This window comes from Methylobacillus glycogenes JCM 2850 (assembly GCF_000617925.1).
In the GTDB taxonomy this organism is placed as follows: domain Bacteria; phylum Pseudomonadota; class Gammaproteobacteria; order Burkholderiales; family Methylophilaceae; genus Methylobacillus; species Methylobacillus glycogenes.
Window position 1 is genome coordinate 1 of the sequence record NZ_BAMT01000005.1, and the last position, 21,685, is coordinate 21,685.

Annotated in this window: 21 protein-coding genes and 1 pseudogene; 8 read left to right on the top strand and 14 right to left on the bottom strand. The window is 51.9% G+C overall.

From position 1 onward, the window contains the following. Window positions 1-392: 392 nt before the first annotated feature. Complete coding sequence (locus JCM2850_RS20990) at window positions 393-2,810, bottom strand: autotransporter outer membrane beta-barrel domain-containing protein (protein WP_081775010.1); 2,418 nt, start codon at window positions 2,808-2,810, stop codon at window positions 393-395. A 671-nt stretch (window positions 2,811-3,481) separates the two neighbouring features. On the opposite strand from JCM2850_RS20990, the pseudogene JCM2850_RS23945 reads away from it, so the two are divergent. Together JCM2850_RS23945 and JCM2850_RS22645 are read left to right on the top strand one after the other, a co-directional pair. Continuing rightward, a pseudogene (locus tag JCM2850_RS23945) lies at window positions 3,482-3,748 on the top strand (BLUF domain-containing protein); the annotation flags it as partial. A 204-nt stretch (window positions 3,749-3,952) separates the two neighbouring features. After that, window positions 3,953-4,684: an EAL domain-containing protein gene (locus tag JCM2850_RS22645; RefSeq protein ID WP_234406167.1), complete on the top strand. Its 732-nt coding sequence runs from the start codon at window positions 3,953-3,955 to the stop codon at window positions 4,682-4,684. A 111-nt stretch (window positions 4,685-4,795) separates the two neighbouring features. On the opposite strand, the gene JCM2850_RS08310 is transcribed toward JCM2850_RS22645, so the two are convergent. The 3 genes from JCM2850_RS08310 to ku form a co-directional block, all read right to left on the bottom strand. Next, on the bottom strand, window positions 4,796-5,350 hold the full coding sequence (locus tag JCM2850_RS08310; protein WP_025871109.1) for a hemerythrin domain-containing protein: 555 nt from the start codon (window positions 5,348-5,350) through the stop codon (window positions 4,796-4,798). A gap of 187 nt (window positions 5,351-5,537) precedes the next feature. Continuing rightward, entirely contained in the window at window positions 5,538-8,159 is a 2,622-nt protein-coding gene (gene ligD / locus JCM2850_RS08315) for a DNA ligase D (protein ID WP_025871112.1), read from the bottom strand. Window positions 8,160-8,187: 28 nt separating this feature from the next. Then, a complete protein-coding gene (gene ku, locus JCM2850_RS08320) occupies window positions 8,188-9,027 on the bottom strand; it encodes a non-homologous end joining protein Ku (RefSeq protein WP_025871114.1) in 840 nt (279 codons plus the stop codon). Window positions 9,028-9,257: 230 nt separating this feature from the next. On the opposite strand from ku, the gene JCM2850_RS08325 reads away from it, so the two are divergent. Both JCM2850_RS08325 and JCM2850_RS08330 read left to right on the top strand, forming a co-directional pair. After that, on the top strand, window positions 9,258-9,641 hold the full coding sequence (locus JCM2850_RS08325; RefSeq protein ID WP_081775011.1) for a copper resistance CopC family protein: 384 nt from the start codon (window positions 9,258-9,260) through the stop codon (window positions 9,639-9,641). A 3-nt stretch (window positions 9,642-9,644) separates the two neighbouring features. After that, window positions 9,645-10,523 (top strand): CopD family protein, encoded by an 879-nt coding sequence (locus JCM2850_RS08330; protein WP_025871117.1) that lies wholly within the window; start codon window positions 9,645-9,647, stop codon window positions 10,521-10,523. Window positions 10,524-10,562: 39 nt separating this feature from the next. Here JCM2850_RS08330 and JCM2850_RS08335 read toward each other — a convergent pair whose 3' ends face one another. The 7 genes from JCM2850_RS08335 to JCM2850_RS20995 all read right to left on the bottom strand — a co-directional run bounded on the left by JCM2850_RS08335 (window position 10,563) and on the right by JCM2850_RS20995 (window position 16,464). Next, a complete protein-coding gene (locus tag JCM2850_RS08335) occupies window positions 10,563-11,096 on the bottom strand; it encodes a hypothetical protein (protein WP_025871119.1) in 534 nt (177 codons plus the stop codon). Between the two features lie 2 nt (window positions 11,097-11,098). Beyond that, complete coding sequence (locus JCM2850_RS08340) at window positions 11,099-11,773, bottom strand: c-type cytochrome (protein WP_025871121.1); 675 nt, start codon at window positions 11,771-11,773, stop codon at window positions 11,099-11,101. After that, a complete protein-coding gene (locus JCM2850_RS08345) occupies window positions 11,766-12,374 on the bottom strand; it encodes a cbb3-type cytochrome c oxidase subunit II (RefSeq protein WP_025871123.1) in 609 nt (202 codons plus the stop codon). Before JCM2850_RS08345 ends, JCM2850_RS08340 begins: the two co-directional genes overlap by 8 nt. Beyond that, window positions 12,371-13,879, bottom strand: coding sequence for a cbb3-type cytochrome c oxidase subunit I (locus JCM2850_RS08350; RefSeq protein WP_025871125.1), 1,509 nt, complete (start codon window positions 13,877-13,879; stop codon window positions 12,371-12,373). Before JCM2850_RS08350 ends, JCM2850_RS08345 begins: the two co-directional genes overlap by 4 nt. Then, a complete protein-coding gene (locus JCM2850_RS08355) occupies window positions 13,876-14,124 on the bottom strand; it encodes a hypothetical protein (protein ID WP_025871126.1) in 249 nt (82 codons plus the stop codon). The genes JCM2850_RS08350 and JCM2850_RS08355 overlap by 4 nt, the downstream gene beginning before the upstream one ends. Window positions 14,125-14,478: 354 nt before the next feature. Continuing rightward, window positions 14,479-15,726 carry a leucine-rich repeat-containing protein kinase family protein gene (locus JCM2850_RS08360; RefSeq protein WP_025871128.1) on the bottom strand — a complete coding sequence of 416 codons (1,248 nt, stop codon included), beginning with the start codon at window positions 15,724-15,726 and terminating at the stop codon, window positions 14,479-14,481. 213 nt (window positions 15,727-15,939) lie between these two features. Then, window positions 15,940-16,464: an RcnB family protein gene (locus JCM2850_RS20995; RefSeq protein WP_025871130.1), complete on the bottom strand. Its 525-nt coding sequence runs from the start codon at window positions 16,462-16,464 to the stop codon at window positions 15,940-15,942. Between the two features lie 198 nt (window positions 16,465-16,662). On the opposite strand from JCM2850_RS20995, the gene JCM2850_RS08370 reads away from it, so the two are divergent. From JCM2850_RS08370 to JCM2850_RS08390, 4 genes are all read left to right on the top strand, one after another. Next, complete coding sequence (locus JCM2850_RS08370; protein WP_025871132.1) at window positions 16,663-17,241, top strand: PEP-CTERM sorting domain-containing protein; 579 nt, start codon at window positions 16,663-16,665, stop codon at window positions 17,239-17,241. Between the two features lie 137 nt (window positions 17,242-17,378). Then, window positions 17,379-17,501, top strand: coding sequence for a hypothetical protein (locus JCM2850_RS23410; RefSeq protein ID WP_267879256.1), 123 nt, complete (start codon window positions 17,379-17,381; stop codon window positions 17,499-17,501). Between the two features lie 397 nt (window positions 17,502-17,898). Then, the gene (locus JCM2850_RS18095) at window positions 17,899-18,816 is read left to right on the top strand and encodes an MBL fold metallo-hydrolase (protein WP_199898291.1); all 918 of its coding nucleotides are present in this window, start codon (window positions 17,899-17,901) and stop codon (window positions 18,814-18,816) included. Between the two features lie 225 nt (window positions 18,817-19,041). Continuing rightward, the gene (locus JCM2850_RS08390) at window positions 19,042-19,722 is read left to right on the top strand and encodes an HAD family hydrolase (RefSeq protein WP_025871136.1); all 681 of its coding nucleotides are present in this window, start codon (window positions 19,042-19,044) and stop codon (window positions 19,720-19,722) included. Window positions 19,723-19,825: 103 nt separating this feature from the next. On the opposite strand, the gene JCM2850_RS18100 is transcribed toward JCM2850_RS08390, so the two are convergent. The 3 genes from JCM2850_RS18100 to JCM2850_RS08400 are packed head-to-tail and all read right to left on the bottom strand — an operon-like array spanning window position 19,826 to window position 21,647. Next, a complete protein-coding gene (locus JCM2850_RS18100; RefSeq protein WP_234406168.1) occupies window positions 19,826-20,842 on the bottom strand; it encodes an MFS transporter in 1,017 nt (338 codons plus the stop codon). Beyond that, on the bottom strand, window positions 20,803-21,099 hold the full coding sequence (locus JCM2850_RS22650) for a hypothetical protein (protein WP_234406169.1): 297 nt from the start codon (window positions 21,097-21,099) through the stop codon (window positions 20,803-20,805). Before JCM2850_RS22650 ends, JCM2850_RS18100 begins: the two co-directional genes overlap by 40 nt. Continuing rightward, window positions 21,099-21,647 carry a cysteine hydrolase family protein gene (locus tag JCM2850_RS08400; protein ID WP_025871137.1) on the bottom strand — a complete coding sequence of 183 codons (549 nt, stop codon included), beginning with the start codon at window positions 21,645-21,647 and terminating at the stop codon, window positions 21,099-21,101. The genes JCM2850_RS22650 and JCM2850_RS08400 overlap by 1 nt, the downstream gene beginning before the upstream one ends. Window positions 21,648-21,685: the final 38 nt, after the last annotated feature.

A 21,685-nucleotide genomic window follows, 5' to 3' on the forward strand; every position in this document is an offset into this window, starting at 1 on the left:
CTCTCACAAAAACATATATTTAGTTAAATCTCAAATTTGATTGAAAAAAACCTGTTCAATACCGTTTTGAGTTGCAAAATATAAGTAAATGATTTTGCGAGATGATTTTTAACTGCCTGATTTAAATAAGATGAGAGTCTCAAGGTGAGTTGCAAACGACATTTTTTGTCGACGGCAGATATTTCCCCGTCGTTGACTCGCCATAAACATACTACATGGGGAGATCCGGGCCAGGTGATTGAAGGGTCTTTCGCGTAATAAGAAACTGTTGATGGCGCAGTGGGTAATGGAAGCCAGAAGTTAAGTTTAATCGCTACTTGCTTAAAGAAATCTGACCCAGCAATTAATTAAAGGGGCACCGCAGTGCCCCTTTTGTGCCACAAACCTAAGCTTTAGAACAACCAGGTCAGGTTGAAGTTAGCCGCATGGATCCTAGTGTTGTCACCATTCTGTCCACGGTAGTTGATACCAGCACTGAGGGTGGGGGAGAGCTGGCTATAAACCCCGATGTCATATACCGCTGCCTGGCGTGCAATCGGATTGCCACGGACATCAAAGCTATTCCCACCAGCGAGCCTGGCTTCACTCCTGGGTGTCACGTCACCTTCAGCGTGCCTGTAACCAATAGAGCCCTGCAGTCTCAATGGCAAGGTGGTGCTGGTGGTCAATGGTTGATCCAAGCGAACACCGATAGTACCCAGGGTGACATTGGACTGCTCACGGCTGACGCGAAGTGCTGCATCATCGCCACGCTCATTGAAACCCTCGCGCGCCAGGTGCACCTGGGCTACATTCAGGAAGGGCTCAATGCTGCCATCTCCACTCTTGATGCGGTAACCCACATCAGCAAAGGCTTGCAGGCTGTGTGTGTCATAGTCAGCCTTGTCCCGGCCAGTGAAAGTGCCAAAGCCCAGATTACGACTGGTGTCCAAACGATGGTAGGCATACCCGGCGCCCAGTTTTAACTGCAGCTTGTCATAGGCACGACCAGCATAGGCGCCCAGGTGGACAGTTTTGATATCCGCGCGGCTGCGCTGGGTGTTGAAATTGGTGTCCCCATACCCCCCGAATACACCGATTGTCCAATTGCCATCGCCAATGGTGCGATCCGACCCCACCAGCCCACCATTCATATGGCGGGAAGTGGAATCCGTGTTGCTATTGCGATCGGTATAGCCATGGATAGAGCTGCCCTTGAACCATACTGCATTGCCATCCGGTTGATACAAGCGCTGGGTCACAGCAGAACGTACAAAATCCGTGTCATCCACCAGCGCGCCCTGGGCAGAGGCATGCACTTCACCAGAAAGCTGACCAAAGGCCGAGCGTGCTGTATCGCCATCCAGGCTGGTGACTGCTGTTGCCAGGGTGCCAGCACCAACACTCATGAGAGCCAAAGCCGCGTTCCGCTGGTTGTAAGTGCGGGCGACATCGACAAAATCGACACCGTTGCTGCTTAGGGTCAGCTGTATCTGGTTACCAGTATTGGTGAGTTGGGTATTCAGGAAAGCCAGGTTGGAATTGATGGTGTCAAAGTTTCCGATGATGCCACCTGAAGCAGTGATTAATGAATATGTGGTGCTGGGGCCGTATGTGCCAGCAGCGCCATCAATGTTCAGCGTGCTGCCAGTGTTAATAGTGACAGAGCCAGCCACATTGACATGATCTGAGGCACCCGTGGCATCAAGCTCGACGTTGAATTGGGACCCAGTATTAAAATCTAAGGGACCAATAATAGCCAGGTTGCCAATTGAGTTGCCAGGAGCCAATGTACCGCCAGCATTGATAGTTGCACCCCCTACAACACCTGTGCCGCCCAAAGTGGCCCCATTATTCACCCTTACCTCAGATGCGACAAAGCCAGAGGATGCAATCGACAGCTTGCCCTGATTAACTTCCATGGGGCTGGTGAAGGAGTTGCTACCTGAAAGAACCAACTCTCCCAATCCAGTTTTTACTAAAGGTGTGAAGCCACTGATGCCGCCACTTATCTCAAGGCGCGTGTTTGCAGCCGGGCTAAAAGTGTTCAAGCTTCCATAGGATTCAATACTGTTGCTGATTGTCCTATTGCCACTATTGGAAATTGTAGCGGTTACCAATTCCAAAATCCCGGAGCCAAGTGCATTGTCGTGGCCAATCACTAGTTCCGCCCCTCTTACTGACGTAAGGCCGGAGTATCCAGTGTTATCCCCGGATATAGTCGTCCGTTGAGCGTTATTCAGTATTAGCTGACCACTGCCAATTATTTCGCCTGTAAACGAAGAGTTGCCAATAACCTCCAGGCGCGACGCCCCAAGGTTTACAGTGCCCAAGGCATTGATATTACGGATTTCCTGATTAAATCCATTCAAATTCATTGTAACGCCAGAATGAATCGTGACATTGCTTGCATTCACCAGAGAATTTGTCTGGCCAAATATCAAATTACCATCGATGATTTCAACAGGTCCTGTGATTCCAGAGCCATTAATAATAGTCAGGTTGGTTCCAGGGGCGCCATAGAAATTGAAGAGCCCGCCAACGGATACTTGGGTCAAAACCGAGTCAACAACCCCCAAGAGGATCAAATTGCCCCCGGTAATCACGCTACCCGGACCATTGATGGATCCTACTGTAATTGATGCCGCTGAAATCATGTCGTTATTGAGTGTTGCGTCGTCAGTGGAGTTAGGCGGATTCATTCCAAACCAGTTGGCACCGTCATACCATTCTCCATGAGCCACTGTGGATACATTAGCGGCCTGCGACAAAACAGGAAAACACGCGCATACCAACATAGGTATGCATTTCTTGATCAGTGTTGCTTTCATTTATCTCCCTTTAAAGCATCAAACCCAAAATTCCTGTAGGGGCACCATTTCGGCCAGTCTTGTAATTCTTGCTGGGCTAAAAAATCTTTTACCCCAGCAAACACGCCACTGTCAAAAGATTGTCGACAAAAGACAATAGAGTTCGACAAAATACATGGGGCTGATTATGGTTGAGGCGAATAGTGAGTTTTGGGATGTTGCGATTTTGCTAATGCTGATTGTGTCGTTTGGATTTATCTTCTACCTGTTTACGCGACGCTGAGACCTATTTAAGCGCCTTGGGCTCTTGCCAACTGAAATCAGGCTGCACAACGTAGAGGTGTTTTATACCAATTGATTAGGGCGTCTCTATGCTGGCAGATCTGGCAAATGAAATTCAGCCATCGGCGACAAGGGATGATTTCATCTCTCTATGGGGGCAATGGGTTACCAGTTGAAACGGCAGGCCTGATTTAAGATTTCCTGTCGGAAATGGAAGCCGCAATTCAATTTAGATTTGGCGATTGCGCCGCCTAGCTCTAAAGCTCGAGCTTGGAATCTCAAATTGAGTTGCAAACGACATTTTTCTCGATTTTGTGTGTCAAAGCGCATTTTAGGCTGATGTTGGATGATTTAAGCTTTGTGCCTACATGCCGATATCAAATGTCACAACTCGCCCTATAGGATGATGCATGCTTTCCATACTTGTTTATAGAAGTCGCTTGAGTAGGCCTTTAGCCCAAGACGAGCTTTCAAACTTGGTCGATAAGGCAGCAAAGCGTAACCAGGAAAATGGAGTCTCTGGCATTCTACTTTTTGATGGTGAGCACTTCTTTCAATATATTGAAGGCCCTGATAAAGCGCTCAAGGCCACCTATGAGCATATCCGCTCTGATCCGCTGCATCATCATGTGGTGACCTTGCTTTCAGACTATGCCCCCTCAGCGCGGTTCAGCAATTGGGCCATGCAGCTGATCGATGCGCGAGATCACAGCAGCAGTATTGTCGAGCCTATCTCTGCGGGTCTTACCACGCCACTTCCTAGCCATGACCGTGCATTAAAGCTCATTAAGGCCTTTGCCTCTGGCCGCTGGAAAGATCACACCACAGACTTTGTTACTCAAAACTGGCAGTTTGAAACACGCGCTTCGGGCTTTGAAACCTTGGCCGAGCCTATCAACTCGATACTGCCTTGCCAATTCGCGCTGCAACCCATTGTTGACCCACTCCGCTACACCATCTCATCTGTTGAGGCATTGATACGCAGTGCTACAGGTGGGCCGCCTTATACGTGTTTTGAAAACCTGCCTGCGGCAGAACATCACCTGTTTGATCTGGAATCAAAACGCAATGCATTGGAATTGGCATCCAGGCTGAATATCGGCGACTGCAAGCTATCCATCAACCTGTTGCCAATGTCACTGGTCAGTATCCCCAACGCAGTTGATCAACTTCTGGCCAATATTGAAAAGTTTGGTCTTACGCCGCAACAGGTGATTGTAGAGGTGACCGAGGAAGAAGCCATTTCACACTTTGATCATTTTGAATTGGCGCTGAAGAAATTGCGCTCAGTAGGCATTAGCGTGGCCATTGATGATTTTGGAGCAGGTTTTGCTGGCCTGTCTTTACTTGCAAAATTCCAGCCTGAAAAATTAAAAATTGACCGCTTGCTGGTGACGGATATCCATCAGGATGGGCCTAAACAAGCGATTGTTAAAGCCATAGTCGAGTGCTGCAAATCTTTAGGCATTACGACCATCGCCGAAGGGATTGAAACGCCTGAAGAATGGTTGTGGTTACAGGCTGCTGGGGTAGAGCTGTTCCAGGGATTTTTGTTTGCTAAGCCCTTGATTAACGGAATTCCAGCTGTCTCATGGCCCATTCTTACAAAATGATTGCTGGGGCAGACATAGTGCTTAACGCTTAGGCTTGATGGTTAAAAGCATAGATAAACCTGAAATAAACAAGCCCGCGTGTGCGGGCTTGTTTAATACTTGGGGTTGAGCTTAATGCTGTGTGTCACTATCAAGCAGGCTTGCAAGTTTAGCGGGGTCAATTTCGCCACCCTTGCTGGTTAGCGCTTGCAGCATGGCACCTTTTTTATCAGTAAGCTCTTGGCCCATCGCTTTTAAATCCAGCTTTTTGGCTTCTCGCACCTTGGGAAACATTTCGGTCTCTTCTTCTTCCACATGGTGCTCAATGTATTCGCTAAGCACCTTCACCTTGGCATCGTACATAGGGTCAGAAGGGTCGCCTGATTGAATTTGGGTGATCAGGTCTTTGGCGCTTGCATGCTCAACGTCTGCCTCATTCAGCAAATCATCATCTTCAATGGCTTCTCGGGCAGCAGGGTAGAAAATTTCTTCTTCTATCTTGGTGTGCACCGTTAGCTCTGCACAGATGCGGTTTGCTACGGCTGTCTTACCTGCAATGTCTTCTTTATTAGCCAGGCGCTCATATTCTTTGAATAGTTTTTTTACTTCGGCATGATCATTCTTAAGTACAACAATCGCATCATGCTTGGTGGGCGTTGTGCTAGCTGGGGCGTTCGAGGTTTTCATGATGAGTCTCCGTTGGTAGGTGATGCATCATGCTTCTCCGCACAGCAATTCAATAGTCATTATCTGCTGATTTCATTGTCGGACAATGCTGCCATGGTCTTGATATAAAAAGATTAAATGGAAATGATATGCAGCTGCAATTTAGGAGCAATGCCTTAACTCATCTCCGATTAGCCCGCTATGAAAACTAGAATAATTTAAGAGCATGTTTGCTGAGACGTTGCTTGGAGGAGAGATATTCTTGCCAAGGGTCAATTTTCAGGTTGCGCATGCGGTTCTGGATATTGGCAATGTTGAAACTGTCTGCCTGGATTTGGCTACCCACCTCATCCCATGCCAGTGGGGTCGCCACTGGGGCGCCAGGCTTCGCACGCGTGGAATAAGGCAGCACCGCTGTCGCCCCTTCGCCATTGCGCAAATAGTCGATAAAGATACGACCTTTCCGCCGCTGTTTTGACATATTCGCAGTGAAGCGTTCAGGGGCTATATTCTCCAGATGACGTGCAATGCCCTGACTGAAACTTTTGATGACGGGCCATTCATGCTCGGGCCGTATGGGCACCTCCACATGCAAGCCCTTGCCACCCGTGGTTTTAACAAAACTCTGCAAATCCAGTTCATCAAACAAGCCGCGTAATAGCAAGGCTGTTTCAGTGACCTCATCCCAGGGGACTTCAGGCGCGGGGTCCAGGTCGAAAATCATGCGATCAGCCAAAGCTGTTTTGGGATAGCGCGCACCCCATCCATGCAACTCCAGCACCCCCAGCTGTACCAGTTCAATGATGGCCTGCACATTGTTGGCCACGAAATATTCGGGGTTTTTTCCAGCTTCCATGCCGCTTATGAGCTGAACTACTTTGATATGCTCCAGCTTGGCATGCGTGACATGTTTCTGGAAGAAACAATGATGGTGGTAGCCTTCTGGGCAACGCACGATGGAAAGCGGGCGATTCATCAGATAAGGCAGAATATGATCCGCAAGGGCTTCGTAATGGCGGGCCAGATCAAGTTTGGTGTAAGCGCCAGCAGGGAAGAGTATTTTCTCTGGGTGGCTTAGTTTGATGCCTGCTACCTGGCTGGGCCTGCTGCTTGCTGCAACAGCACTGCCTGCAGTGTTGAGGGAAAGTTGATCGGTATCCAGCGGAGTTTCCCTGCTAATGCTGCGCGGGGGTTTGTCGTTACGTAGCCCAACAAAACTGGCGTGCCGCACCATGCCTGAGGTGGTCCAGTTGGCAAACTTTACCTCGGCCGTCAGCGTGGGTTTCAGCCAGTGCACTCCCTTGGCTTCTACCCCTGTGGGCGGCTCGCTAAATGCGGGTTTTTTGGTTTCCAGTTGCTCAAAGTAAGCGGCAATCTGTTTCAGGCTATCCTGATTAAAGCCTGTGCCCACACGTCCTGCGTACTGCAATTGACCAGCCTCATTGTAGGTGCCCAATAACAGCGCACCAAAAGCCTCGCGGCTGCCGCTGGGCTCGGTATAACCCCCAATCACAAACTCCTGGCGCTTGCCGCATTTGACCTTGAGCCAGTCCTGGCTGCGTTTCTGCAGATAAGGGCTGTGAGCGTGCTTGACCACAATGCCTTCCATGCCATGCATGCAGGCATGCTTGAACACTTCTGGCGCATGTCCTTGCAGGTGATCACTGAAGAATAAGGGGCCAGACTGTCCATCCGTCTGTGACAGGCTGGAGAGCAGAACCTGTAACAATGCCTTGCGTTGTTGCAGCGCCACTGGCTGAAGATCATGTCCATCTAGATATAAGAGATCGAAGATGAAATAGCCCAGCTGCACGTCATTGCCCAAGCGCATGGCATTTTGCAGTGCCTGAAAACTGATATTGCCATCTTCATCAAACGCCACCACTTCGCCATCCAGCCAGGCTTGTTTCACTGGCAAATGCTTGAGCGCAGAGACCAGTGCAGGCCATTTGGCAGACCAGTCCAGGCCATTGCGACTCAGCATGGTGACCTTGCCATGCTCAAGGCGGGTCAGGGCACGGTAGCCATCGTATTTAATCTCAGAAAGCCACTCATCCCCCTCAGGCGCCTGCGTGACCAGGGTGGCGAGTTGCGGCTCTAGGCGTGTGGGCATGTTGCTAGAGCGTGGGGCCAGGCTTGCCACATCAATATCCTGATCGCTCAGCCCGGCTGCCTTTGGCGCTTTAGGTTTTGCACCTCGTGTTGCACCAAGTGTTGCAGTAGCTTTTGCACCCTGATTTTTTGCTATCCCGGGCCGAGCTGTTTGCTTGCTGGCCGCCTTGACCGACTCAGGTGCAGTCTCTGTAATCTGTGCTGCCTGGCCTTTGAGGGCTTGCTCATCCTGCTCCTTGATCAGCAGCCAGTTGGGTTGTTTGTCCTCGTCCCTGGTTTTCATACGCACCAGTGCCCATTTGCCGTGCAGTTTCTGGCCATGCAGATAAAACTTGAGTGCGCCCTGGCGGTAGCCTTGCATGGGGTCACCTATGGCTTCCCAAGTACCCTCATCCCAAAGCATGACATGGCCTGCGCCGTATTGGCCCTGGGGAATGTCACCCTCGAACTGCCCATACTCCAGAGGGTGATCTTCAACCTCAACCGCGAGGCGCTTGTCTGCAGGGTCCAGGCTAGGCCCCTTGGGCACGGCCCAGCTTTTCAAAGTGCCGTCCAGCTCCAGCCTGAAGTCATAATGCAAGCGCCTCGCATCATGGCGCTGGATATAAAAAGCGAGGGTATTGGCTTCACCAGCATGTGCTACAGGTTTCGCCACCTTGCCGCGCGGTTCGCGCGTGAGCTTGAAATCGCGTTTATCCCAATATCGCTGCAGGCCCATATGATGTCCTTTCCACGATTATTTGCTTTCAGGCCGTACGCTTGCGGTTACTTTTGCCCGAGCTTGCCTGGCGGCGCTTGTCGCCTATGCTGGCCTTGAGCAATTGCATCAGGTCCACCACATTGTTGGTTTTTGTCGGTGCCTGTTCTGCTTCAGGTTCGCTTATTTCGTGGGTCTGCTTGGCTTTGATCTTCTTGCGTACCAGGGCCATCAAGTCTGCCTTGAAACTGTCGGTGTATTGACTTGGGTCCCAGCTCTCGCTCATATCCTCCACCAGTGAAAGCGCCATCTGGACTTCTTTCTCCGTTACCTGGCCTGCCTTGCCCGTGCGCGGCTGGGGCACGGCAGGCAATGCACGGATTTCCTCCTGATACCGCAAGAGGTTGAGCAGAATTCCATCGCCCTCGGGAAGCAGCGCAGCGAGGTGTTGCTTGGTGCGTATCACGATCTGACCTATCCCGGCCTTGCCGGATTTCTCCAGGGTTTGGCGCAGCAGGGCAAACACGCGCTCGCCTCCCTTGCTGGGAATCAGGTAGTAAGGCTGATCGAAATACTTGATGGGAATGTCAGTGAGTTCAACAAAAGCCAGGATATCGATGGTTTGCGTGCTTTCGACATTGGCCTGGCGGATGTCTGCATCGCTCAGCACCACGTAGCGTTCTTTTTCGTAGGCGTAGCCCTTCACAATATCCTGCTGGTTGACTTCCTTGCCTGTTACTTTGTTATAGCGCTTGTAACCCACGGGGGCAAAATCCCGCTTGTCGAGTAAATCCAGATCCAGGGCAGAGGGCGCGCTGGCAGTATGCAATTCAACCGGGATATGGACGAGGCCAAAGCTGATGGCACCTTTCCAGAGTGAGCGTGGCATAGTCACTGATCCAGTAAGCACTTGAAGTGTTTATATTGAGTAATGCGAGCCTAGTGATTCCATACGCTTATTTCTGAATTCGCTGTAGGAATTAAAGCCAGGGCTGCAAGCAGGAAATCCCCCACAGCCAGCAGCGCATCAATTGGGCATCTGTAGGCCTGAGCCCTAGGGGCAGCTAGTGCCAAGCCGTGTAAACTGAGCACCTCGCACCTCACGCAAAGGCCAGGGGCATGAAGCTAATAAACACTTTGGGTTGCTTGTTGTTACTGGGGTTTTCTAGTTTGAGCTGGGGGCATAGCAAGCTGACCCAGGCGCAACCTGCCAATGGCAGTACGCTGGCGCAGGTTCCCCCGGTTATTGTGCTCAACTTCAACAAGCCTATAGAAAACAAGTTTCATCAGGCTGAGCTACAGCAAGGGCAGCAGTGGCTGAAGCTCAAAACCGAGGCCAGTGAAAAAACACTGCAGATATGGCTGGAAGGGGTGAGGCCCTATGCAGCTAAAGACAAGGCTGCGAATAGCCATACCCCGGCAACAATGCGTATACGCTGGCGCGTTATTTCCCGAGACGGACATAGCCAGAGTGGGCAGTTGCAATACCAACTCCAACCCTAGCGCATGCTGAACGTGCTTGAACATCCACATCTTTTCGATGGCGGGCTGGCCAGAGCCATGGCTTATCTGGCCCTGGCGCTGATTTTGGGCCAGCTCTACTGGCGGCAGCGATTGCAGCAAGGCCCGGCATGGGGCTGGCTGGTGTGGTTTTTAGGCACCACAGGCATGTTGTTGGCATTGAATAGCATCTGGCTATCAGTGTCGACGGCAAACGGCGGCCAGGCTTCTGATAGCAGTATGCTCGACATGTTATCCACGCAATTTACGCGTGCCTGGCTTATGTATTGGCTGGGCTTGTGCCTGTCTTTATGGCTGCTCAGACGAATACCTTGGCTTAGTTTGCTATCTGCCATTGCCATGCTACTGGCCCTGGGCTTGAGTGCCCATGCGGGTGAGGCTGGCGCTTTGCATCTAGTGTTTTGGCTGGATGTGCTGCACATGGGGCTGGCGCTCTTGTGGCTGGGCAGTTTGAGTTTGATGTTGCTCAGCAGGTTGAGCAGCCCAGACGCAGAAATCACGCACCCTATCTCTGCCAGAACTGCTGCTCACTCGCCAGAGCGCGCGCCTATAGGCTTGGATGATCTCAAGCGCTTTTCAATGCTGGCCTTGCCGCTGTTCATCACTATCTTGCTCAGCGGTCTAGCGAGATTAGGCTTGGGCTGGGAAGAAAACGTAGGTTTTGCCTTCACCTACGCCATGATGCTGTTGTTTAAACTAAGTGCCGTGCTGGGGGTGATGTTGTGCGCCTGGCATTTAAGAAAACTGCTCAGGCACAGGCCATTTTCTGGCAAGCAATTTGATAACGGCTTGAGTGCAGAATATTTTCTTGCCCTGTTGCTATTGCTGTTTACCAGCCTGCTGACCCAGTTATCTCCCGGATAAGCGCTAATCTTTGCTTCCGGATAAGACCTAGTCTTTGACTCAAGCAATGACAGTGGCTTCCACCTGCACGGCCTCGCCTCCGTGGCTGGTTAACACCTGACTCACTTTCTCTGCTTCTTCCTGCGGTTGCATATACACCAGCAAAAGCATGGCATCCTCTCTTTCCAGGCTGCGCAGCATGAGCTGGTTGGTTTTACTTTCCTTCAGTGCCCCATACACTGCGCCTATCACGGCACCAAGCACAATGCCGATGTCCGGACCCAGTAGCTGAACCAGCGCAGCCTGGCTGGAAACCTCAAAACCCTGCAACAACACAATGGCCAGCGTTGCCACTGAGCTGAGCAACAAGCCAGCCAGTGCGCCCTTGCCGGTCCAGGCAAACCAGGCATCGCGGTTTTTACCTGGCTTGAGTTGCGGGTACTTGGCGGCAGCTGGCTCGGAAATGGCAAGATCAATCAGATCTCGTGGTATACCCAGGCGCAAGCAGGCAGACAGGGCATGGTCGACCTGATTGGGCACGGTAAAAAATGCCGATACGGTAAATGAGGGCTGGGTTTTTCTTGGGGCTCTCATGATCAGCTTGCCGCCTCAAGATCCTGCGCGGTAAATGGCGTGGTTCGGTCTTTGGTTTCTTCACGGATTTTCTTGACCAGGGCAGCATCTACCTTGTCTGCCTTGTTATCTCCCATACCACTGCGCACATGGCTGGCAACGCCAGCGATTTCCTCATCACTCAACTGCTCAGCCCAAGGCGGCATGACACCATTGAAAGTGTTGCCTGCCACCTTGATTTCACCCTGCAGGCCATGCAGCAGGATACGCACCAGCACTTCAGGCTTGCCCAGCACATATTCCGACCCGACCAGCGGCGGGAAAGCGCCTGGAATACCCATGCCATTGGCCTGGTGGCAACTGACGCAGCGGCTGGTGTAGATAGCTGCGCCATCAACGTGCGGGGCGGCGGGTGCTGCTCCTGGCGCACCTGCATCGGCTACTTGCCCTGTCTTGCCTCCCGCGTTTAGAAAGCCAATATGTGCCGCTGTGTCCAGGCTACCCATATGCCGTCCCAGATAGAAAGCGCCAATCACCAGGGACGCCACCACCAGCAGATAAAACCAGAGCGGCCCATGTACCATTTCTTCAAAAGGCTCTGTGGTTTCCTGCATGGCTTGTTCGTGTAGCGCCAGAGTGGAGGCTTCATTTTTCTCGGCTTCTAGGTGCTGGGCTTGAGCTTTAGCATGATCAGTCATTTGCAATTTCCTTGGTCAGATCGTTGCCAGGGGCAGGATAGGCATGTTTAAGGCTTAACAAATACGCCACGATAGCCTCGGCATCCTTGCTCACCACCACTACACCCTCGCGGGGGGCATAAGCGGGTGGCAGATTAAGGGTTTTCTCGTTTGGCCCCGCCTTGGCTTTGTGCTCAAACAGAAAAGGAAAGGCAGGCATGATGGACCAGGGTACCAGCGCACGTGGCTGGTAGAGGTGCACAAGTTGCCAGTTTTGATCCGGCAAGCGGCTGCCAACATTGAACAAGTCAGGGCCGGTACGCATGGTACCCAGCAAGTGGGGAGCATCGTTGACGTAATCTGCAGGTACGGAAGGACGATTGCCTAGGCCTTTGCTGACATCAGCCGTGAAATTGCTGTCACGCACTTGCTGGGTGTGGCAGTAGATGCAGCCATTGCTGATGTAGATTTGCCTGCCCCTGGCTTCTAGTGCGCTCAGCGGTTTGAGCTGCTCGGGTGCCTTGATATCCGCCAACATGGTTCTGGGCATAATCACCAGCACAATCAAGGCAAACATCACCGTCGCGAGCGCACCCATAATCAGCACCAGCAAGCGTGTCATGATGCGCTGCCTTTCTTGACCAGCACTGGCTTGAGTTCAAAGAATGGTGGGTGCTGTGCATGGCCCTGACGGCTGGAGTAAGCCAGGCGCCAGCAGTGATAAACAAATATCAGATGTCCTGCTGAAATGATCACGGCAGACACGCTGCGTAATAGCAGCCAGGGCTTGGTCTGGGCCACGGAGATTTCAAACGCCTCTCCCGGATTCATCAAGCTCAAGCCCTGTAGTACACCCCCTATGCCAAGCGCAAGCACATACAGCACCATGCCGCCACCTGCCAGCAGAATATGCGCGCGTATCAACCTGGGGCTTGGCCATTCCCGCCCGAGCACGCGAGGCAGGATGTAATACATGCCGCCAAATAGCGAAAGCGTGACAAACATGTACAACCCCAAATGCGAATGGGCGATGGTCCAATGCGTGAAATGAGTAATGCGGTTAACACTGGCGAGCGCGGTGAGTATGCCCTGCAGCGATACCGCGGTATAAGACATGGCGGCAATCACTGCCAGCGTAAGCGCGGGGGAGTAGCGCATTGCGCCAAAACGGCCAACCACGGTCATATGTTGATTGATACCGACAGCAACCACCGGAATGATCATCATGATGCTGGCAGTAATCGAGGTTGCAATCATCCATGAAGGTAGCGGGCCGCCTATCAGATGATGCATGCCATTGAGCGCATAGAACAAGGCCAGCCCCCAGAAGCCTACTAGGGACAGCCAATAGGAATAAATTGGCCGCCCAATGATCTTAGGTAGCAGGTAGTAAATCAGTCCGAGATTCACAGTGGTTAGCCAGAGGCCGAGTGCATTGTGGGCGTAGAACCAGTTGACGGCGGCTGATTCAACCCCTTTGAAAATGGGCAGGTTGCCTGCGATAAAAATAATCGCAAACCAAGGGTAGGAGGCGGCGATGTACCAGACGGAAACATAAAGATGTTGCACCTGACGTGCGCCTAGTGTTTTCCAGATGGAAGCCCCAACCAAAGAGGCGCCCAACACCAGCAGCGGGTCTGCCCAGTATCTATCAAGCTCCAGCCATTCCAGACCATCACTGACCCCTGCCAGCAGTAAAACCAAGCCTATGCCTAGGCCTAGCGTCCATACCAGAATGCCGCTCACTGCCGCAAATTGCCAACGCAAGGTGGTGCGACACAGGCGTGGCATCAGCCACAGCGATACCGCAAACATGGCAGTAGAGGCCCAACCATAGACCATGACGTTGAGGTGCGCTGGTCTCAAACGACCAAACGTGAGGTAAGCCTGTTCTGTGAGTAAGTCTGGTCTGTCGAACTTGAAGCTACTGAGATCTCCCAACACCGTGCCCACCAGTAGCCAAACCAAGGCAAGGAAAAAAGCCAATAACACTGGTTTACGGCTGGAGTCGTCATAGGCCCGTACTTCTTCTGGCCGGATTCTAACCTCGCTATGGTGCAGCGTGCTGGCCTGCTGGGTTTCGCTTTGCCCTTGCTTGTTGGTGGCGGATGGCAGTGGACTGCTCATAACCAACGCTCCCACTCTGTAGTGGGATTACTCAGCAAGGGACCATGATGATCCAGGCGGGATTGCATCTGAGATTGACTTTCCCAGGGACGGTGATAGCGCAATTCATTTTCTTCAAAGATGGAGCGGGAAGCTTCATCAACATGGTCAAAATAGCCATGCCTCACCCCTATCAGCAGGAAAATCAGCGGAGGTAGTCCTATGATCAGACTCAAGGCAATGATGGCAATTGAATCGGCAAACATGTCTCACCTCTGGGTAATGAAGCTAAAACAATGTTGATGTAAGGGCTTATTAGAAGATTGCCGCCCATGCTAACCAGAGGAAACTCAAAGCCGAGTAAGCTCAAGCCTGAAAGTGGAGTAAGAGGAGTTTACGGTTTGAAATTGCCTGACTGCACTTGCCTGACTGCACTTACCCATACTGCCTATGAATTGAACAATGGACCTCATCCGCTGCCTAGGCTTTGAAAAGCTCTATGAGTGAAAATCTACAAGCAGATGATTTTTAGAGATTATTTTTAAATATATGCTTTATGTGGGGTGGAAGCTTGAATGACATTGCAAACGGTATTTTCTGGTTGAAGCCTTTTGACGTCGCTATCCTTGCACTGTTTTATCCCCGCTGCTGCTCACCACCGCTGCCAACTCTTCAGCCAAAATCGCTAATGCCCTGGCTTCCAGTTTAAGTATCTTTTGCGTGAGTTGCGGCTTATCCAGCGGTAAAAAAGACGCCCCGCCCAAATCGCTGAGCACCACTTTTTCAGCGCCCCACAAAATGTTATGCGCGTATAAATCGCCATGCATGAGGCCATGGGCATGCAGGTGTTCTGCGGCTTGCGTGACGCCTTGTAAAATCAATTGCGCTTGTTGTGGCGTGAGTCTGCAATCCTCTGCATACACATCGCGCGAGCAGCTTTGATAGCTGGGTGGGCTTGCCAGTACTTTCAAATCGGCATCCAGCAGGGGCATGACCAAGCCTGCAACGCCTTGCGGGTGATTGTGTATCACACCTTTGACGCCGACTAAATTCGGATGCTCATCCACCAGTATATTGGCGTGCATTTCGCAGCGTGGCAGGCCATCGCTGGTGAGGCCACTCTTGAACAGTTTTACTGCCACAAGCTGCTGTGCGTTTTCTTGTTGCATCAGGGCCTGGTAAGTAACACCAGAGGCACCTTCCCCAAGTACGTGCTGCAGGGTGAGGCTTTGCCAATCGATGGGGTGGATATGGAGTTGGCTGATGAGCGCTTGCTCGATGGCGTTACAGAATGGGTTGCCAGCGTAGGCCAGCCAGGTGAGTTTGGGTAGGTCGAATAAAAAATCCGGCAAGCTCTCAAACTGGTTGGCAGATATCCGCAATAACTCCAGGGCGTGGCAATTGGCCATGCTGGCTGGCAAGCTGCTGAGCTGGTTACCCGCCAGCATGAGTTTTTGCAGCTTGCTGCACTCGCCCAGGGCATTGGGCACGGCAGCTAGTGCATTATCGGTGACGATAAACCAGCGTAAGGTGCGAGTGGGGATGGCCTGTTCTGGAATATGCTTGATCTGGTTGGCTTTGAAACCAATCATGCTTAAGCTTTCGCATTGCCCAAGCACTTCTGGCAGGTGCGTAAACTGGTTGTTTGAGCAAAACAGAATGCGCAGTTTTTTCAGGCGATGTAAATCACTGGGCAAGTCAGTCAGCGCATTGCCGGACAAGTCCAGAATTTCCAGACTATCGGCTAATTCGAAAATTTGCGGCGGAAACTGCGTTAACTGATTGCTTAATTTGAGGTGTTTGGCCCCTTGAAGCTTGCCTGCCTTGAGTTGGGCAAGCGTGTCATCTGGCGCTGGGCTGAGGGTCATAACAATCAATGCGTTTTGTGGATGCGCTATGTTACTGCAATCCGTTTGATACTCTGCAGATTCTCACTCCAAGCTGTGACCAGCGGCAGAATGTGACCTATGACTTTTGGGCCAGCATGTTCTGCCATGCCATGTTCTACTAAGTCATGTTCTGCTAAATATGGGGTGGTGCAAGAAAGCAGCCACCCCGAGTAGGCATGAAAAACCCTGCGCTTACATACTGCCCAAATCCTCTATCGCGTCTATCACCATGCCGGTTCCAACCGCAATCATGAGAATATCCGCTGCCACACGTACATATTTATAACCACGTGGTGGTGGATCCAGGCGCGCAATGATGACTGGCGGCAAATCGTAATAAACCACATCCCGTGGCAAGGGGTAGCCTTTGCGCCATTTTTTTGCCTGGCCAGGAGGTAGGCAGCCGTTGTTTTTCTTTGCCAGTCCCGGTGGGCAATGCCCGGCTTGATACTGATGGTGATAGTAATCCTGGATTACCACGCGTTGGTTGCTGGAGAAATGGAAGTCGATATGAATGTCGCCACCGTCATTTCTGCCACCATGCTCATGGCCTGAATGCCGCTCGTGCTTATCCTGTTGCTTGTGTTTTTTTGCCTGTCCTGGAGGGCCGCCATTGCCTTTGCCTTGTGGAGGGTCGCCCAGCACCGCACTGCTAAATATCAGTGACATGCACAAGGCGGTCAGGCATTTAAAAATGATGTTAGTGAATGAGTTCATGCTGCTCTCCATAATTTATAGGTATCTTGTTTTGGGCATATAGTGCGCATCAATGTTGAGACTGAGTTTTATTTGTTTTTTTATCTACCAAACAATGACTTGCATTAGTACTAACGGCTCATTGTAGCCAATTTTTGAAAAGCATAATCTGCTTAAATAACAAGAAAAAAACATAACTCTTACTATGGAGAGTCCATCATGATCAAGAAAACAGCGATAGCCATGGCGCTACTTGCCGCCGTGGCTGGCAGCGCTTCAGCGCATGCCACAAGCAATGACAATTACGGTACTTTGTTGTCAGGTAGCTTCACCCCTAGTGCCAATTTCGCCACCTTGAGTTACAGCAATACTGGCAATGTGTATTACTTCACCCTGACAGCCAATGACCTCAACAGCCTGTTCACCAATAAAGCCTTTATAGGTGCCATTGCCGTAGACAGCCCAGCCTCAGTGACAATATCCAATGTCTCAGGCGGCGCTCCGGTCAGCTTCAATCCTGGTGGTGGTCCCGGTGGTGATTTTGATTATCGCTTTGTGCTTTTCCAGGGCCAAAATCGCTTGACCGCGGGTGAGAGTGTCAGCTGGACCGCAACCTTCAACAGCGCACCCTCAATTAGCTCTACCTCTTTTGCCTTGCACGTGCAGGGTTTGACGGATGCTCAGGGTGGTAGCGCATGGTACACGGTAAGCGCAGTGCCTGAGGCGGACACCTACGCCTTGCTTGGCCTAGGCCTGGGTGTTGTAGCATGGGCTTCTCGCCGCAAGACATTCAATTAATTCATACCAAGCCTCTGCGGAGGCTTTTTTAATACCTGGCTGGATGATGCAGGCTAATCAATCTAGTCTGAGCTATGTGATTCAGAACTGTGATTCAGAACTGTGATCTAGCCCCGTGAGTTACCCCTGTGATTTACATGGTCACAAAAAACTGCCCATTCTTTAACCTTGCCTGCTGCGATATCTTCGAGTCCCTTACTGGCATCATCCATCAGCAGCAGGTGGATGCGTTCACGCTCAAGCTGGTGATAGTAGTCTAGACGTTGGGCGCTGATGAGGGCTACATAGCGCTCACCATTGTTAGTAATGATGATCTCGGCGCAGCTTGCACCTGGTCGGCTAGCTCAGACAAGCTCGCCCTGGCTTGTGATAAGGAAATCACATCTTTAGTAGATATGGCCATGGTGGAATCCAATAAGCTGTGTACAAATTATTTTACTGAATCCGCACTGATATGAAAGATTTAAGCGTGGTAAACCCTAGACAAGATTTTTCCAACAAAATCTGCCCCATTGCAAACTAAACTAGCCCTTGTGCACTCAAGGCTATGATGGTGTTGCATACACTGCATGCCCAGCCAAGTTTTAACAGAATGGAACTCAAACAGAACGGAAACCCATGCGCTTAAAGCGAGCTAGCTTTTTCAAAGGCATTTTCATGATAGTGATGGTAGTGATTCTCGGGGTGGTTGCCTTTTTGCAGCACCCTTTGTTTGGGCAAGTGCCCAAGGGTGAGCAACTGCAGCAGATCAAGCACTCCGCGCATTTCTCCAATGGCGTGTTCCAAAACCAGATTCCCTCGCCCATGCGGACTCAGGACCAATCCGAGCTATCACTCTGGATGGAAAACCTGTTTGGCAAAAAAGGCCAGGTGCGCCCGCCGCAGGCTGTGCCTTCCATCAAAACCGATTTGAAAGCAATGGATGTGAATGTCGACACTGCCGTGTGGATGGGGCATTCGTCATGGTATTTGCAGTTGGCGGGTAAACGCATACTGGTAGACCCGGTATTCAGCACCCATGCTGCCCCCGTGCCCTTTGTGGTGAAGGCATTTAAGGGTAGCAATCTGTACAGTGCGGAAGATATGCCGCCCATAGATGTGATGTTGATCAGCCATGATCATTACGACCATCTGGATTACGCCACGGCCAAGGCGCTGAAGGACAAGGTAGCGCAGGTGATTACTGGCCTGGGCGTAGGCGCGCATTTGCAGCGCTGGGGTTATGACATGGATAAGGTGCATGAGCAGGATTGGTATAACGAAGTGGAGCTGGGCAATGGCCTCAAGCTGGTGGCGGCCCCGGCACGGCATTTTTCCGGGCGCACGCTTAAGCGTAATCAATCGCTATGGCTGGGCTTTGCCTTGCTCAGCCCTGGCCGCCGGGTGTTTCTCAGTGGCGATTCCGGCTATGGGCCGCATTTCGCCGAGTTTGGCGAGAAATACGGGCCGTTTGACTGGATATCCCTGGATACAGGCCAATATGACGTACGCTGGGCCAATGTGCATATGAACCCGGAGCAGGCCGCGCAGGCGGCAAGCGATTTGCGCACCCAGTATTTCACGCCAGGCATATAGGACGGTTTTCGATTTCGCGCCATGATTGGGACGACCCTTTTAAACGTATTAGCCAGGCCAGCGTCAACCGTGACTATGTATTGATTACCCCGCTCATAGGTCAGGCCATTATGTTGGATAAGCCTGAGGAAAGTAGCAGTGCCTGGTGGGAAGCGCTGCATTAAGTCCCGTGTCGAAACATCTCCCAGCCCAAAGTATTAACTCGCAAATGTGGAATGACCTGAAATGAATAATGTTGAATTAGTGATTTTTGATTGTGATGGTGTGCTGGTCGATAGTGAGCGGGTCAGCAATACGGTGTTTCTGCAAATGCTGGCTGAGCTGGGTATTCATATGAGTGAAGACCAGCTGATTCAGGACTATGTCGGCATGACCATGAAAGCCTGTTTACAGCTGATGACGCAGCGCTATGGCATAGACTTTCCCGATAGCTTCAAGCAGGAGCTGGATACGCGCATGGTAGCGGTGTATCAGCAGAAGCTGACCGCCATGCCCGGCGTGCGTGGGGTGATAGAAAACCTTGATCTTCCCTTTTGCCTGGCCTCTAACAGCACGCCGGACAAAATTGCTTTTATGCTCAAGCTGGTGGGGCTGTATGACTTTTTTCAGGGGCGTATTTATTCCGGCACTCAGGTGGCCAATCCCAAGCCTGCGCCGGATGTCTATCTGCTGGCGGCCAGCGCCAGTGGTGTAGCGCCTGCGCATTGCCTGGTGATTGAAGATACGCCCACTGGCATACGTGCGGCCAAGAGTGCAGGCATGAGGGTGCTGGGTTATGCCGGGTTATTTGCCGCCAGCCAGTTGCGGGCCGCCGGGGCAGATGCGGTGTTTGATGATATGCATGCGCTGCATCAGCACGCGGGATTTGCGACTTTGCTTGCAGGCATGCCGTTGACCTCTGCCTAAACCTGGTCATCACTCCATGGCGGGTTTGTGAGTCGGAGATTACAAGCTATCACAGCACCTGCTTAATGCACCGTGTTAGCTTGATGCATCGTGTAAGCCAACCTCAGGCCGCTTTTGCCAGCGGTGCTGGCCTTGCCTCGCGGATTGGCAGATTGGCCAAGGCAGCAATCAAGGCCAGCACAATATCGGCAAGCCACATCCATTGATAACTTCCGCTGGCATCCAGCGTGATGCCGCCCAGCCAGGCACCAAAGAAGCCGCCTATCTGATGGCTGAGCAGGGTAAAGCCAAACAGCGTGGCCAGATAACGCGGGCCAAACAGCTTGCCAACCAAGCCAGCGGTGGGTGGTACGGTGGCTAGCCAGGTCACGCCCAGCACGGCTGCAAAGATGTAAAAGTTAAGCTCGGTCTTGGGTGCCAGCAGATAAATCGCGATAGCCACGGCGCGCGAGGCATACATCCAGAACAAAATCATTTTCATGCGCTGGGTTTTGCCCAGCTGCCCCGCGGCGATGCTGCCGAATACATTGGCGATGCCTATGATGGCGAGTGAGGTAGCTCCCACCGCAGCCGACATGCCGCATAAAACTACTTCACCCGGCAAATGCGTCACCAAAAAAGCCACATGAAAGCCGCAAGTGAAAAAACCCAGATTAAGGCAGAGATAACTGCGGTCACTGCAGGCTTGCCCTAGCTGTTGCCGCAGGCTAGGAAGTTTGGCTGTCGTTGATGTCTGCACTGGTGGATTAGCTGCTGCATTAGCTAATGCCTGATTGGCTGCCGCACTGCTGCTCACAGTGCCAGCCTGCTTGCCAGCTTTGTCACGCAAGGGCAGGGCAAAGCCTATCGCCATCAGCGAGGTCAGTGCCAGCAAATACAGCGCATTCACCCAGTTGAACGCATGAATCAAGGCCTGGGTCAGCGGCGCAAAAATAAACTGCCCCAGTGAGCCGCCCGCATTGATAAACCCGGCCGCCGATGAGCGTTGTTCATTGCTCATTCTCTGTGCCACCGTGCCTATGAGGATGGAAAGGCTGCCCGCCCCCGAGCCTGCTGCCACCATGATGCCTATGGCGATGATCAAGCCCATTTCAGAGTGCATGAAGGGAGTGAGGGCCAAGCCTGCCGCCAGCAACAGCGTGCCCAGAATAATGACCTTGAAGCACCGATACGGTCAGCCAGCATGCCAAACAAAGGCTGGGCCAAGCCCCAGCTGAACTGGCCTATGGCCATGGCCAGACTGATGCTGACTATGCCCAGGCCAGTGGAGGTGTTAAGCGGCGAAACAAACAGGCCCATGGATTGGCGTATACCCATGGTGATGGCCAGCGTGGCTGCGGCTGGCAGCACCAGCATCCAGAACATGGCTTGCAACATCAGGCCTGTAGATATTCGCTGGTACCCATCACCGTGGCATAAGCAAATGCCAGCGCCGCCATCATGGCAGTTTGCACCTGGCTGGCTGGTGTGGTCTGACCCTTGAACTCAAGGTCACGCGTGGCACAGGCATCATGCAATACCGTCACCTTGTAACCGAGATCTGCCGCCGCGCGCACAGTGGCATCAATGCACATATGACTCATGGCCCCAATCACGGTGATATCGGTAATGCCCTGGGCCTCCAGTTCTGCTTGCAGGTCGGTGTGCAGAAAGGCATTGGGGTGATGCTTGAGAATATTGCTTTCACCCGCCCTGGGCGCGACTGCTGAAATAATCTGTGCGCCAGTACTGCCGGGCGCAAAAAAGGGCGCGTCGGATTGGGTGAACTCATGGCGGATATGAAACACGGGAATATGCTTGAAGCGAGCATCAGCAAGGGTGGAAGCTGCATTGGCAACCACCTGCTCTATACCCACCAGTGGAAATTTTCCGCTGGATAAATAGTCATGCTGTAAATCTACAATCACCAACGCGCGTTTGCTCATGGCATTGCCTTTCATCTCGAAACATATCGTCGATTAGC